Genomic DNA, 14,167 nt, shown 5'->3' on the forward strand with positions numbered 1-14,167 from the left:
TCCTGCCAAGTGTGGAAGCGCCCGGTAGCTGGAACGGTAGCTCAGGGCGCGATTGGTGCAACGACTAGCGGCAAGTCAACACTTCCGTCATCCCAGACGGGAGTGTCGAATCCCGCGGAACCATATTCTAGCCTGAACTCTTCTGACCTGGGGAAAGGTACTGGTCAGTGGCCTGGGGGCCTGCAGATTTTCGCCATGTGTCGCAGCGACCTCTGGATGCTTTCGGCATTCACCCGGGGCACTTGGGCCAACCTCAGCGTAGCCCGAATCACACGCCATTGGCTGGTCGCGTCGTAACTCTCGGTGACGCGGGTAGAAGCAGCGTCGAGCGGCTCGAACTCCCAGCTCCAGCGGTGACCGGTGGGCTGACGCCACTCAACGATTCCTGGAGTGGCCGAAGTGGGGCGCCGGGCTTGTGTCACCCTGAGCGGGAGCCGGTAAGGCAGTCCGTATTTCCGCATGTGGACACTGAAGCGTGCGCCATTAGTGAGTTCCCGGGGCCCTCTCGCTCGGGCCTGCACTGTCTGAGATCCGTGAAACTCGTGGTGGCGGTGCGGGTCGGCCACCAGGGTATAGAGCTCGTCAGCTGGGGCTTCCACAGTGATGGAGTATGACGTCACATGGGGTCCCGTATCATTGCGCGCTGGTTCCATGGTCCGACCCTACCCCCGGCTCCAGGAGAGGAATGAGGTTCGACTTACCACCATTGGGTCTATCTGGTAAATCTGGGGGTGTGACTTCCATCCGCAAACCTGGCCGGGCGCGAACGCTGGCCGTCAGCGCGGCGCAGGAGGAGACCGCTCACCCCGCCCTGGCCACAGTTCAGCAGGCGGAAACCCAGGCTCAGCTTCAGGTGCTGGTCGAGGCCCGGGCGATCTGGTCAGCGCTCAGCGGCGGTCTGATGGGTCTGCTCTTGGGCCTGGTGGTCTTCTACGACCACCGCCCCCCTCTGGCAGGTGATGAGTCCATCCAGTTCTACGGCGCTGTGATCGGAGGAGTCACAGCGGGGTTGGCATTCCTGCTGGGCTATTCGCTCAACGCCCGCATGGCGAACATCTGGCTCGGGCAGCGTCCCAGGCTCCGGCAGCTGGTCGACACACTCGCTCTGCTGGTGGTTCACTCCTCGATCGCGGTGATGGGATCGCTTGGCATATTTCGAGTCTTTCAGGAAGCGTTCATCGGCCTAACCGTTGATCACATCGCGGGGGCAGTGCTGTTGTCGGTGGTCGGCGGAGTCGCTGCCTATTTCGGCTTCAACTCCGGGGCACGGATTTCTGCCTTCAGCCTTTCCACACTCTTGGCCGTCTTCATGGCGTCCGGGGTCCTCGTGTCAATGATCTTCGCGGAGAACCCCTTCTGGTGGCATGTGATGTTCTCCGAACTCGGCACCGGGCAAGCGGGGTTGACGAGCTTCTGGACCTTCAACACCACACTTGTGGTCTCTGGGATCATCATTACCACCCTGACGGCATTCATCACCCGTGATCTGGAGATCTGGGCTGGTCACGAACGGCTCGCTGTGGCACGCCGGCTGGCTGTCCGCGCCGATGAGGCCCGCACGAGGGAAGGCAAGGTGCGGCTGCGCACGCGGGTCTCGAGCGCATTGTCGGGTCACTTCCGCACACCTCGTACTGCGGCGCTGCGCGTGGTGATGATCGTCATGGGGCTCTCCCTGGCGGGCATCGGGCTCGTACCCATAAATGTGCATCACGATCTGCACACTGTCATCACGGCCGTGTTCGGGCTCAGCTTCCTCTTCATCCTGCTCACCGTGCCCTACCTTCTGCCCGGCTTCCCGCGCTCGTTCTACCTGCTGAGCCTTGTGGCCGCAGTGGGGCTGATCTTCTCCTTCCTTCTGTGGAAGCCCGTCAGCTACTGGAACCTCACATCGCTGGAACTGGTCGGCGCTGCGATCCTCTTCGCATGGTTGATCGTGTTCATCCGAAACATTGCGGCTCTGGTGGAGCGGGTGCGCCGAAGCGAGGTCTGAGCATCCTTGACGTGCCTACCAGCGCTATCCGTTCAGATAACGTGTGGCAGCGCGCCGCACGGCGTCGCTGAGCCGCTCCAGCGCAGGGGTGGTGGTAGTCCAGTGTTGCCAGTGCAGTGGGACGTCCTCCGCGCCGATCTCAGAGATCACCACCAGGTCCGGGTGCTCGCCGTCCAGCACTCCCGTTGGAAGCATGGACTCTGGGATCATGCCCCAACCGAGCCCGTATCCCACTGCCGCGTTGTAGGCCTGAACTGAGGGCAGCAGGTGAGTCACCGCCGGTGAGGCGCCCAGCCTGGACAACACATTACGCTGGGTGGCATCGCGGATGCTGAAATCAATCTGCGGCACACGCTCCCAGTCCACCAACCCGCGGTCTCCCCGGTGCCGGTCCAACAGTTCAGAGCTGGCCACCGGCCAGTATCGAATAGTGCCCAGCGGTTGTACTCGACATCCTGACACTGGAGCCGGGTTCTCCGTTACAGCTGCGGCAACCGTACCGTTGCGCAGCAGCTCATCAGTATGCTGCTGGTCCTCGGCATGCACGTGAATCTCCACATCGTCCCAGGTGGCCGCCTCTTGGAGCACACGAATAAACCAGCTGGACAACGAGTCGGCGTTGACGGCCACCGCCAGTGTGATTGTCGGACGGTAATTGGGTGATGAACCGCGGAAGCCCAGACTGCGGCGAGCTTCATCCTCCAGCAGAATCGTCTGCCGAGCGATGCGCAGCAGCTGCTCGCCGGATTCGGTAGGCCTCACGGGGATGGTGCGGGTAAGCAGCACCTGGCCCACCTCCTTCTCCAACGCTTTGATGCGTTGGGAGAACGCAGACCCTGAGATGAGTAACAGAGCCGCCGCTGAATCAAAGGTTCCCTCATCGACTGCCAGTACGAAAGCCCGCAGGTGATCTGTGTTCATCTCCGCCCCACTCTCTGCTGCGGTCCAGGATGACTTCGGACCGATATCTGAAGCATAGCTTCATTCAATGAAGAATATTGCGCTGGTGCGGACACGACTGGCTGAGCAGACTGGAGTCCATGCTTACTGTCTTGCTTACCGGACTGCTGACCACCCTGGCGCTCATCGTCGCCATCGGCCCGCAGAGCGCCTGGCTTCTGCGCCAGGGGCTGCGCCGGGACCGTGTGGCCCTGGCGGCATTATGCTGCTTGGTCGGTGACATAGCCCTGATTGTGGCCGGAACGGCCGGTGTCGGCGTCGTGCTGGATCATGCGCCTTGGATGCTGGATGTCATTCGCTGGGTGGGTGTGGCCTACCTGGTGTGGTTCGCATTCAGGTCGTTCCGTGCGGCATACAAGGCCTCGGGCGCCCCGGATGCGGGGGCCGCACCCCAGGAGTCTGGGATCCACTTCCCCGGTGGCGGCGGCGAGGTGCTGCCTGAGCGGAGCTCCAGCGAGGCGGTCCACGTCGCCATGACCTCTGAGCTGCCGGTGGTCCCGGATGGCACTGAACCGGGGGCGACGACGACGCGGACCCGCCAACAGGTCAAGGTCACCAACGTTTCCAAAGTCACTACCGTGGCCGCGACCGGTTTGATGCTGAGCGTTCTGAATCCGCATGCTTGGGTCGACTCACTGGTGGTATTGGGCACCATGGCCAATGCATTCGGGCCCGACAAGTGGTGGTTTGCCTCCGGTGCTGTGCTCGCCTCCGTCATCTGGCTGAATGTGTTGGCCGGGGGGTCGGCAATGTTGGCCAAGCTGCTGAGCCGTCCGCGAACCTGGCAGATCATTGATGCTGCGGTCGGTGTGATTATGTTGGCGGTGGCCGGGGTGCTCGCCTTCACCGGCTTCTGAGCTGAAGAATGAACGCCTCAGCTGGTGTGCGTGTCTCGCAGCACAGCGTTTGCGGCGTTGTAGCCGGACATCCCATGAGCGCCACCGCCCGGCGGGGTGGCAGCGGAGCACGTGTAGATTCCCGCCATTCCCGCGGAGTAGGGACTGCGTATACTCGCCGGCCCGGCGAAAGTCTGGCCGATAGTCGTCAGGCCGGCGCTGACACTGCCTCCCACGAGGTTCGCGTTCCAGGCCTCCAGCTCTGCTGGACCCCAGATCCTGCGCTCCAGGACTGCCTCCCGGAACTGCGGTGCATAGCGGAGGATCTCCTGCTCTATCAGCTGGGCAGCGCGGGCGGTCCCTGCGGCATCCAGTCCCAAGGGCACATGGGCGTAGGCCCAGCTGATGGTTCGGTGGTCCGGAGTCCTGGAGTCGTCGGCGGCGCTGGGCTGAGCCACCAGGACGTAGGGACGTCCCGGGAGCACACCGCTGTTCGCCGCCGCCTCACTGGCGGTGATCTGTTCGGCGCTGCCGCCCAGGTGGACCGTGCCTGCTTGTCCCAGCTCCTCCCGCTGCCACGGAATGGGGCCATCCACCAGGTAGTCGATCTTGACCACACCGGGACCGTACTGCCACCGCTTCATGCGGCGGGTGACCCGGTCGGTCAGGTGCAACCCGTCCAACTGGAGCATCTGCTGCGGTGTCAGATCCAGCACGACGACGTCAGCGACCTCTTCCCCGGCATGTCGGCGGTTTATGCGGCCCTCGGCTCGCATGCCCTCGATCCGGTATCCGTGACGTTTGAGGCTCTTGCGAACCCCCTGGCTGGGTCCGGTGAGGGGAGCCTCCCGGATGGCGTTGACGCGGAAGTCGGTGACAATCTCGCCCCCGTGTGCGCTCAGGTCGGCGATGAGGGCATCCACCAGCTTCTGGGAGCCGCCGCGAATCACCGGCCAGCCCACGGTGTGCGCGGCTGCTGCGAGGATCACCCCCACGGCAGAGGTCAGCGGGCGGGTCAACGGTCCTGTGGAGTGCGCGGCCAGGCCGGCGAACAGTGCTCTACCCCGCGGAGTCTTGAAACTTCGCATCATATTTCGGGCCGGCATGGCGCCTACTGAGCCGAACGTCGCGAAAGCCACCCCTCGCTCTGTCCCGGCCACCAGGCTCTTCCTCAAGGCATCCGCGATACGCCTTGGGGTCAGCCCGCCACCAGGTTCATAGTGGTCGGTGATCCCCGTGAAGGGTCGGCTGGGGGGAGTGAAGATAGCGTCTCTGACTGCGTCCCAGTTGTTCACCAGCGGGCCGATGACCCAGCGCCACAGCTCGGCATCCTCACCCAAGCCTTCGGCGGTCTGCTCCAGCGAGCGGTGAAGCAGTGCGGGGGAGGCGCCGTCGTCGTCCGAGGGGTGAGCAGCCGCGACCGCAGGGTGAACAAAGTCGATCCCACGGCTGAGGGCGTCCCGCCTTCCAAGAATCGATGCGTAGGCGCTGGAGGCGGCAGTGAGCGGGTGCACGCTGGAGCCGAGGTCGCTGATGAGTCCGGTGCCGAAGAGTTCCGCTGAGCGCGCTGCACCCCCGGGAAGCTCCGCCGCCTCATAGACGGTGACGCGCCAACCGGCACGAGCCAGCGTGCAAGCGGCGGTGAGCCCATTGGGGCCGGATCCCACGATGGCGGCGTGCAGCGTCATGGCCTCACCTTACGATGCGCTGCTGAGCGCTTGCAGCATCTGGCTGCGCACCCACCGGGTCAATACCCTGCCTTATCGGTTCTGCCCCTCGCTAGAGGCCGAGGCAAAGCCGAATTGGTGGGGTAGTTTGCTCCACGGTGACCTCCAGGAGGGCCACCGAAAGCTGTCAATCGGTCACAGCCGAGAGGTCTTTCAAATTTGAAGGAATGCCCTGGGTAAGATAGCGGTTGAGGTGATCATGACTATCAGCACTGAGCGCTACAGCGATACTTTCGAGTTGGGCATCCACACCTTCGGCGATGTCACCAAGACCCCCGACGGCTCCCGCGAGCTGTCGCAGCCTGAGGTCCTGCGCAATGTCTTGGATGAGGTGATTCTGGCTGACAAGGTGGGCGTGGACGTCGTCGGGATCGGTGAGCACCACCGGCCGGACTACGCTGTTTCAGCTCCCGATATTGTCTTGGCTGCGGCCGGAGCGGCGACGCAGCGCATCAAACTGATTTCGGCGGTTACGGTGCTCTCTTCGGACGATCCGGTGCGGGTCTACCAGCGTTTCGCCACAATCGACGGTCTCACCGGCGGACGTGCGGAAGTCTCGCTGGGTCGCGGAAGCTTCATCGAGTCCTACCCCCTGTTCGGTTACGACTTGTCCGACTACGAGAAGCTGTTTGAGGAGAAGGTTGACCTCTTCGCCAAGCTCCGCGCGGAGGGGCCGGTCACCTGGCGGGGAGAGACCCGGGGCGGGCTTCAGGAAGCAGAGATTTTCCCTAAGACAGAGCATGAGCGGGGGCTTCCGACCTGGATTGCTGTAGGCGGAACACCCAACTCGGTGGTGCGCGCCGCACGCCACGGAGTGGGCCTGGAGTTAGCGATCATCGGTGGGGCCCCGCAGCGCTTTGCACCGCTGGTGGACCTGTACTACCGGGCGCTGGAGCAGTTCGGCCACGAACGCGACTTCAGAGTGGCCTCACACTCTCACGGGTTCATCGCGGACACAGACCAGAAGGCGCAAGAGATTTTCTACCCGGCGTGGGCTGATTCGATGTACAAGATTGGCCAGGAACGCGGCTGGGGCAATGGTTACCCCTCATGGGAACAGTATGAGCAGGAGATTATGCACGGTGCTCTCTTTGTCGGTGCGCCGGATACGGTGGCGGAGAAGATCGTTCGGACGCAGAGGCAGCTCGGCATCTCGCGCTTCGGCCTGAAATACGGCAATGGGTCATTGGCTCACGAGCACATGATGGAGGCCATCGAGCTTTATGGGACCAAGGTCAAGCCGCGGGTGCTCAAGCAGCTGGGCGTCCAGGCATAGCGCTGCTTGAGTTCCTGTTCAGATGAGACCCAGGGAGCTCAGGCATATATACATATAATGCCGAGCATGCCGGAGACTAACACGATGCGGGAACCAGCTTCCAGACAACGCGAGGAACCGCAGAACGAAAGCCCCTCGGGGCCCGCCATTGCCATCTATTCCGACCGAGGGCGAACCTCCATGTGGGTCAGTCGGATGCTCACCGAACTGGAAGATCCTGACGGATCGGAAGGCGACTGGGCCTCCGACCTCAGCATCGTCCATAAACGTGCGGTGATTCCCCTGCGCCAGGACGCGACGCTGGACCTTGACGAAGTCAAGAAGTGGGCCCAGGAGGACGAGGCTGACCTTACGGTGGTGGTCACAGAAATACCCCGGATGGCGGGCCGGCGCCCCAAACGGTCTGAGTTGCACTTCGCGGACTCGTTGGGTGTCATCTCGCTGCCCGCTCTTGGGCCGTTCCGGCTGCGCAAATGCCTGCGCAGAGAGTTGCGCATCTGCTTTGATGCGCTGCGCAATGGCAGCACAGAAGACGTTCAGCGGCACACTGGCCTCACCGCGCGGGTGGAGAACCAGAAGGGCGGTGACACCGTGTTCACCACCGCCCCCCGGTTCGTTCCGGCCCGAACCTGGACCACCCTGGGCATGGTCGCCAACAACGAGCCGCTCTGGTCCCTCCCGAAGCTCTCCGCAGTGTTCTCCGCCGCTGCGGCCACCGGTGCGTTCGGCGTCTTCTTCTCCACCATCTGGGAGATGGCCACGTTTCTGCCTGAATGGCGACTAGCAGCCGTCTCCGCCATCGCGGTCGTGGTCATGGTCTCCTGGCTAATTCTTGCCAACCGGCTGTGGGATCGCCCTGGGCCAGGTGGCAAGCGAGAGGCTTTCATGTACAACGCCTCCACTGTCATCAGTCTCTTGGTCAGCGTAGGAATCCTCTACCTCATGCTCTTCGTGGCCATCCTGCTAGTGGGACTGCTCCTGATTGATCCGGAGTTTCTCGGCGACACCATCGGGGAGGAAGCTGCCCTGGGCAGCTATGTGGACATCGCATGGCTTTCGGCCTCCATGGGAACAGTTGCTGGGGCCATCGGCTCCAACTTTGATGACGACGCCGACCTGAGGAACCTCACACAGGGCTCCCGAGAAATGCAGCGGTACCCTCGGGACGCTGAACAGCGGTGACTGGACAGCTGCCTAGGCGGAAATTAGGTCGAGGACACCCACCCCAAGGAGTGCGAACCCGGCTCCCCATGCGGTGACGGAGACGAACATCCAGATCATCACCAGATGGCGATTTGCGCCGAAAGACACCATCAGGGGCGCGGTGAATTGGCTGGGGAGGGCTAGGGGGCCCAGGAGTGAGACCCCGGGAATTCCGAACTTGTCGAACAGGCGCTGTGTCTTGGCGCGGCGCTTTCGCTGTGAATTACTGAGGTCCTTGGGCCGCCTCCGCTTCATCACGGTGGACCGGATCCAGTGTGCGCCGTAGATGACCACAGCTAAGGAGAGCATGTTCCCGATAATCGCCGCGACCAGAGCCATCCAGAGTGGCATGCCGATGATCACTCCAATGAACGCTCCGAAGAAGGACTCGACCATCGGGATCACCGAGATCGCGATGATGCCCAACCACTGCAGCGCCTCCGGGAGCCCGTCGGTCCAATTCCGCAGTCTTCCTGCCAACGAGTCCTCGGGCAGCAACACCTCGGTGGGGTCCACCCCAGCATCCTGAGCGACGGTCAGTGCGGAGAGTGTTTCCGGGAGTGCATGAAGGGTCTCGAACATAGAGCTCAGTCTTTCTGACTCAAGGGCACGGGACGTCACCCTTGAGGGCTATATTCCACAGCACGGTCCGGAAGTTCCTACGTCTCAGGCATGAGCTGTGCCGTGTCTTCGCGGTCTTCCTGGCCGTGTCACTGGTCCGTGGCGCTGCAGACACTGCGGATCAGGCCGGTGAGGAACTTAGCGGCACCGGCGCGCTCTTCCTCCGTGAGCGATTCGGTCTCGCAGATCATCCGGGTGTGCATCTCGGTGAGCGTTGCCTTGACCTCACGGTCCGTTTCGTCCAGAATCTCCAGGCCGACTGAGCGTCGATCCTCCGGGTGAGGAGCTCGGCGGATATATCCGTCACGGCTCAGTCGATCCACAAGATTGCTGGTGGAGGCTGGGGTCATGTTGAGCGCGCGCGCAAGATCTCGCTGTCTGCAAACTCGGCCGGCGGATCGTTCGCGAAGCAAGAACCGCAGAGCGACTAGGTCAGTCTCTCCCATTCCCATCTCTTCGCACGTCCGAGCGCGCATGGCTGTCTCGGCTTCCCTATACTCCCGCAAGAGGTTCAGCAGCTTAACCGAACTGCAGGAGGACGGGTTCTCTGGATACCAGTATCCGCCGCCGTGTGTGACCTCCGGCTGTGGGGGAGCAGCATCGAGTGCCGGAGGCAGACGAGTGGTATCGGCGATCGCCTCACCGTCTGATAGTGCAGGTCGCTGGGGGCTCATCGTCACCTCCTCCACGCATCGTGAGCACTCTAACACCTTGCTTAACATCGCATAACTGTTATAGCGTCTAACTATCCAATAGTTGTACTTTTCTGGTGCTCCTCTTTCCAAGGCGCGTAGTTGAGACGCATCTCAGGTGATACGCAAGGAATACGTCAGGAGCGCAGGGTGAGCATAGATAGTACGTCGAGTGAACTGTTGGATGATTCGGGGCCTCCCCGCCAGGTGAATAGTGAGGTCTCGTCCCCTGAGGAGGTGCACGATGCGGGCGGAGAAAGCACCGCTGCGCCAGATCCGGCACACTACGACCTGATCGCCAAGGCTGCGTCAGCAGGCATAATGTCTCACCGCCAAGTCGAGAGCGCTGTCGTAGAAATTTCGGGAGCCCCCGGGAGCCTTGCGGTTCACCTCCGGTGCACTCTAATACCCAATGAGGATCCGACCCACGCGATCGACCACATCTCACAGGAACTACTCGCGGATGTCGAGAAGATCCTGGGTGAGGCGTTTGTCTCGCATGATCTCAATTTCACAGTCGCTCACTGCGGCTAGACCGATACGTACGTAAGAGGTCACTATGGATATGGCACTTATTCACACCATCAATGCTTTCGCCTGGCCGCTGCTGACGCTAGCGGTCCTTCTGGGTATGTGGAAGCTCCTCATGACGGTGCACACGCGCCGTACAGCACGCAGAAGCAACGCTCACGGGGACCACGCCGCTACTGCCGGTGTGGTACCCCTCGCCCCCATCCCACGCGGACCGGGAGAGATCTCCAACGTCTGACAGGGCCGACGGGCCCGGCCTCCCTGCTGCCGGGCCCCGTGACCCCTGAGGTCAGCTGTCGAGCTTCTGCTCGTTCAGTCGGACCAGGCGCTCATTGGTGAACTCACGCAGGGCCCACTGGGCATTTTCCCTGCCATAGCCTGAATTGTTGATCCCGCCGAACGGGAACTCCGGGCTGGAGTCCATATGGGTGTTGACGAACGTCATCCCTGCGTTGATGCTTTCGGCCAGCTTCTGCCCGCGCTCCACGTCTGTGGTCCAGACCGAAGCCATCAGGCCGTACTGCGTGCTGTTGGCGATCCGGAGAGCGTCCTGTTCGTCCTGAGCTCTGAACACCATGACAGCGGGGCCGAACAGTTCGTTGCAGCCAAGGTCGCTGTTGAGGTCGATGTCGCTCAGCAGTGCCGGTGACATGAACCAACCGTCGCGGTTCAGCTTCTCTCCACCGGTGTGCAGGGTAGCGCCGGCGCTGACCGCTTCTTGGATGCGCTCCACGACTTCGTCGCGGGCGCCTTCCGAGGAGAGCGGTCCCATGTCGGTATCAGGGTGGTCATAGGGGCCGACAGTCACGGCGTTCACCGCGTCTTTAGTGGCATCGAGGAACTCGTCGTAGAGGTGATCCAAGACGATGAACCGTTTGGGCGAGGTGCAGACCTGGCCCGCATTGGCAGTCCGGAGGGTCACCAGTTTCTTGGCCAGGGCGGCGACGTCGTCGGTGTCAAGGACGATGGCCGGGTCATTGCCTCCGAGCTCCAGCACCGATTTCTTGAGGTACTTGGCGGCCAGGCTGGCCACCGAGGCGCCTGCGCTCTCGGAGCCGGTCAGTGAGACGCCTTTGACGCGGAAGTCCTGAAGGATCTGTTCCGCATCGCTGCTGTTGAGGTAGATGTTCGTGTAGACGCCCTGTGGCAGGCCGGCTTCTTCGAGGATCTCCTGGAATTTCTGCGAAGACTCCGGACAGATAGCTGCCTGCTTCATCATGATGGCGTTGCCGACCATCAGGTTAGGCAGGGTGAAGCGGGCGATCTGGTTGAAGGGAAAGTTCCACGGCATGATGCCCAGCAGGACTCCGAGGGGATCATGCTTGACGTAGGTACGGTCAGCTCCCTGGGCTTCGGGCAGCTCAGTGGGTTCCAGGAACTCGCCGGCATTCTTGGAGAACCAGCGGGCTCCAAAGGCGACCTTCTTCACCTCTGCAATACCTTGTTTGAGAGGCTTGCCCATCTCTCGGCCGATGATGTGGGCCAGCTCCTCAGCGCGGGATTCGAAGATGTCAGCGGCGCGGCTGAGCACGGCGGCGCGTTCCTCCACAGTGGTGCGGCTCCACTTATGAAAGGCTTCGTCGGCTGCTTGGATGACTCCGGGAATCTCTTCGACTGCCAGTGACTCGAAGGTTTTTTCGACTTCTCCGGTATTTGGGTTCGTGACTGCGAATGTACTCATACCCTTATTCAAGACCTGATCGGGCGCCGAGTCGAGGGATTTCGGTGAGAGCTAAGAACTAGTCCCCGGATTCGTTCGCGCAGAGGCTGGTGCGCGTCGCCTGCTGCCGCTTGGGCAGTAGTCTGATAAGCAGCGCTCGATTCTCACCTGCCCCTGCTGCGACTGGAACCCCCATGCGTCGAATTTCGCTCGGTCCTGCCGGCACCCCTGTTCCTAATGTTGTCGCCGGTATGATGCGCATTCGCGATAAGTCCGACCAAGAGATCCGCGAGCTCTACCGCACTGCGCGGGAAGAGGGGGTCGACTTTTTCGATCATGCTGACATCTATGGAGGGGACCGCCATCTCTGTGAGCTCCGGTTCAGCGCCGCGCTGCAGCTGAGTCCCGGGGAGCGCGACGAGGTTGTTCTGCAGACTAAGACCGGCATCCTCACCGACGGCCCGTACTATGACTCCTCCTACGAGCACATCGTCTCCTCGGTCGAGGAGTCGCTGCGCGCTCTGTCAACGGACTACGTTGACGTGCTGCTCATTCACCGACCTGATGCGCTGGTGGAACCGAATGAAGTTGCTCGTGCGTTCGACCATCTGGAGAGCAGCGGCAAGGTGCGCTCCTTTGGAGTGTCCAATCACACCCCTCGGCAGATTGACCTGCTGAAGACCACGGTGAGGCAGCCTATTGTGGCTAACCAGGTCCAACTTTCGCTGGCACACTCGACCATCATCGCCCAAGGTATTGCGGCTAATCTGCAGGGCCGTCCTGACTCGGTGACGCTCGATGGTGGCGGCATGGTCGATTACTGCCGGATACATGACATTACGCTTCAAGCCTGGTCGCCGTTTCAGAAAGGAGTCGGACAAGGCGTCTTCCTGGGTGCTGATGACTTTCCGGAGCTCAACGCTGAGCTGGACCGTCTCGCGTCTGCTTACGGGGTGAGCCCGCTGGCCGTCGCCACGGCATGGATCACCCGTCACCCTGCAGGTATGCAGGTGGTTCTGGGTACCACGACGCCGCAGCGGGTCGTTGACGCCGCAGCTGGCTCAGACCTGCCCCTGACCCGTCAGGAATGGTACGGCTTGCTCCGCGCGGCTGGTTATCACGTTCCCTGATCGCCCTTCGCGATCTTCCACGATGCGCGGATGAGGGGGATCTGCAGCGGCAGCCGCGCCAGGGTGACTGCCCTACCGGAGGGACTGTGCCAGAACTTCCTCACACTGTAGATGTTAGCCGGGTAGACCGCGACCATCAGCGCCGCGGTACAGAGACCACCTACCCTGCGGGTGGACGGAACAATGAGCATGGCTGCACAACCAAGCTCAGCCGCTCCGCTGGTGTAGGTCCAAAACCGCCGGTTCCCCAGCTGAGGCGGCACGATCGAGTCGAAGATCTCAGGGCGCGCAAAGTGCCCGATACCGGCCACAGCCAGCAGTCCGATCAGTGCACGCGTGCGACGATCCATCCAGGTTCCTGCTTTCGCGTTCGGTGGGGCCGGACTTCCTCCATTGTGCCAGGGGGTCACGTGCTTGGAAGTCATGTGCGACCTCCAGCAGCGCGCAGCTAACCACGCTGCAGCATATTTGTCTTGACAACCGGACATCCAAGGGTGGAGAGTGGTGCACGACACATCACTGATCCTGTACCGCTTCGATGACTCGTCATTTGTCGCGAACCCAGTCAAGGAGGTTTACCGTGACGGCGGAATCCACGCATACTCCCTCCGCCGCTCAGGACGGGACCAAGGCACCTCTTCTAGTCGGGACGGCACCGGACTCCTGGGGTGTTTGGTTCCCTGATGATCCCCGGCAGACACCTTGGCAACGCTTCCTCGACGAAGTGGTTGACGCTGGTTACCACTACGTGGAACTGGGCCCGTACGGATACCTGCCCACGGACCCGGCGCGTCTGCGGGATGAGCTGGCTTCACGGAACCTTGAAGTAAGCGCCGGAACGATCTTCACTGGGTTCCACCGCACCGACGCAGGGGAGCGGGAAGCCGTCTGGCGACAGGTCCACGAGGTCGCCAAGCTCACCGCTGAAGTTGGAGGAGAGCACATTGTGGTGATACCCGCCATGTGGCGCGACGACGTCACCGGTGACGCGGTGGAAAACGAACAGCTCACATCGGAGCAGTGGGGAAACCTCTTCACGGGCCACAACGAGCTCGGCCAGGTGCTCCAGGAGCAGTACGGCCTCCGGCAGCAGTTCCACTCTCACGCTGATTCTCACGTATGCAGCCAGCAGGAGATTACCCGTTTCCTGGAGGGTACTGACCCGCAGTTCGTCACCTTGTGCCTGGATACCGGCCACGCGGAGTACGGCGGTGCATCGTCGGCGGACATCATCCGTCAGTACCCGGAGCGGGTGGAGTACCTGCACCTCAAGCAAATTGACCCCAAGGTCATGGACATCGTCCGGCGGGACAACCTCACGTGGGCGGCCGCCAACAAAGCTGGCGTCATGGTGGAACCCCCTGCGGGGCTGCCTGATCTCGCTGAAGTTATCGATGAGCTGGAGAAGCTGGCCCGCAGCTTCTACTGCATTGTTGAGCAGGACATGTATCCGGTGCCCTCCTTTGACACGCCGCTGCCAATAGCTACCCGAACGCGCCGCTATCTCTGCGCATGCGGCTCCCGCACCCGAATCCGCTGAG

14 protein-coding genes are annotated in these 14,167 nt (G+C 62.1%); 7 read left to right on the forward strand and 7 right to left on the reverse strand.

The window, feature by feature from the left end; all coding sequences use genetic code 11:
* Window positions 1-164 precede the first annotated feature (164 nt).
* Window positions 165-620, reverse strand: coding sequence for an SRPBCC family protein (locus tag D3250_RS01175; RefSeq protein ID WP_158583031.1), 456 nt, complete (start codon window positions 618-620; stop codon window positions 165-167).
* 113 nt (window positions 621-733) lie between these two features.
* Here D3250_RS01175 and D3250_RS01180 point away from each other — a divergent pair, with 113 nt between their 5' ends.
* Window positions 734-1,990, forward strand: a complete 1,257-nt coding sequence (locus tag D3250_RS01180; protein WP_119901538.1) for a hypothetical protein — start codon at window positions 734-736, stop codon at window positions 1,988-1,990.
* 24 nt (window positions 1,991-2,014) lie between these two features.
* Here the strand turns inward: D3250_RS01180 and D3250_RS01185 are convergent, their stop codons facing one another.
* On the reverse strand, window positions 2,015-2,911 hold the full coding sequence (locus D3250_RS01185; protein WP_119901539.1) for an ArgP/LysG family DNA-binding transcriptional regulator: 897 nt from the start codon (window positions 2,909-2,911) through the stop codon (window positions 2,015-2,017).
* A gap of 119 nt (window positions 2,912-3,030) precedes the next feature.
* Here D3250_RS01185 and D3250_RS01190 point away from each other — a divergent pair, with 119 nt between their 5' ends.
* Window positions 3,031-3,807 (forward strand): LysE/ArgO family amino acid transporter, encoded by a 777-nt coding sequence (locus tag D3250_RS01190; RefSeq protein WP_119901540.1) that lies wholly within the window; start codon window positions 3,031-3,033, stop codon window positions 3,805-3,807.
* Between the two features lie 17 nt (window positions 3,808-3,824).
* Here D3250_RS01190 and D3250_RS01195 read toward each other — a convergent pair whose 3' ends face one another.
* Window positions 3,825-5,474 (reverse strand): phytoene desaturase family protein, encoded by a 1,650-nt coding sequence (locus tag D3250_RS01195; protein ID WP_119901541.1) that lies wholly within the window; start codon window positions 5,472-5,474, stop codon window positions 3,825-3,827.
* A gap of 238 nt (window positions 5,475-5,712) precedes the next feature.
* Here D3250_RS01195 and D3250_RS01200 point away from each other — a divergent pair, with 238 nt between their 5' ends.
* Together D3250_RS01200 and D3250_RS01205 are read left to right on the forward strand one after the other, a co-directional pair.
* Window positions 5,713-6,789: an LLM class flavin-dependent oxidoreductase gene (locus D3250_RS01200; protein ID WP_119902222.1), complete on the forward strand. Its 1,077-nt coding sequence runs from the start codon at window positions 5,713-5,715 to the stop codon at window positions 6,787-6,789.
* Between the two features lie 66 nt (window positions 6,790-6,855).
* A complete protein-coding gene (locus D3250_RS01205; protein ID WP_147383450.1) occupies window positions 6,856-7,971 on the forward strand; it encodes a hypothetical protein in 1,116 nt (371 codons plus the stop codon).
* 12 nt (window positions 7,972-7,983) lie between these two features.
* On the opposite strand, the gene D3250_RS01210 is transcribed toward D3250_RS01205, so the two are convergent.
* Window positions 7,984-8,574 (reverse strand): small multi-drug export protein, encoded by a 591-nt coding sequence (locus D3250_RS01210; protein ID WP_225973072.1) that lies wholly within the window; start codon window positions 8,572-8,574, stop codon window positions 7,984-7,986.
* A 128-nt stretch (window positions 8,575-8,702) separates the two neighbouring features.
* A complete protein-coding gene (locus D3250_RS01215) occupies window positions 8,703-9,287 on the reverse strand; it encodes a MarR family winged helix-turn-helix transcriptional regulator (RefSeq protein WP_119901543.1) in 585 nt (194 codons plus the stop codon).
* Between the two features lie 583 nt (window positions 9,288-9,870).
* Between D3250_RS01215 and D3250_RS01225 the strand changes: the two genes are divergently transcribed.
* Window positions 9,871-10,074, forward strand: a complete 204-nt coding sequence (locus tag D3250_RS01225) for a hypothetical protein (protein WP_147383451.1) — start codon at window positions 9,871-9,873, stop codon at window positions 10,072-10,074.
* Between the two features lie 51 nt (window positions 10,075-10,125).
* Here the strand turns inward: D3250_RS01225 and D3250_RS01230 are convergent, their stop codons facing one another.
* Window positions 10,126-11,517: an NAD-dependent succinate-semialdehyde dehydrogenase gene (locus D3250_RS01230; RefSeq protein ID WP_119901546.1), complete on the reverse strand. Its 1,392-nt coding sequence runs from the start codon at window positions 11,515-11,517 to the stop codon at window positions 10,126-10,128.
* Between the two features lie 173 nt (window positions 11,518-11,690).
* On the opposite strand from D3250_RS01230, the gene D3250_RS01235 reads away from it, so the two are divergent.
* On the forward strand, window positions 11,691-12,626 hold the full coding sequence (locus D3250_RS01235) for an aldo/keto reductase (protein ID WP_119901547.1): 936 nt from the start codon (window positions 11,691-11,693) through the stop codon (window positions 12,624-12,626).
* Here the strand turns inward: D3250_RS01235 and D3250_RS01240 are convergent.
* Window positions 12,614-13,051 carry a DoxX family protein gene (locus tag D3250_RS01240; protein WP_225973073.1) on the reverse strand — a complete coding sequence of 146 codons (438 nt, stop codon included), beginning with the start codon at window positions 13,049-13,051 and terminating at the stop codon, window positions 12,614-12,616. The two genes, D3250_RS01235 and D3250_RS01240, sit on opposite strands and share 13 nt — an antisense overlap.
* A gap of 155 nt (window positions 13,052-13,206) precedes the next feature.
* Here D3250_RS01240 and D3250_RS01245 point away from each other — a divergent pair, with 155 nt between their 5' ends.
* Entirely contained in the window at window positions 13,207-14,166 is a 960-nt protein-coding gene (locus D3250_RS01245) for a sugar phosphate isomerase/epimerase family protein (protein WP_225973074.1), read from the forward strand.
* Window position 14,167: the final 1 nt, after the last annotated feature.

The organism is Nesterenkonia natronophila, from assembly GCF_003595215.1.
Classification (GTDB): Bacteria; Actinomycetota; Actinomycetes; order Actinomycetales; family Micrococcaceae; genus Nesterenkonia; species Nesterenkonia natronophila.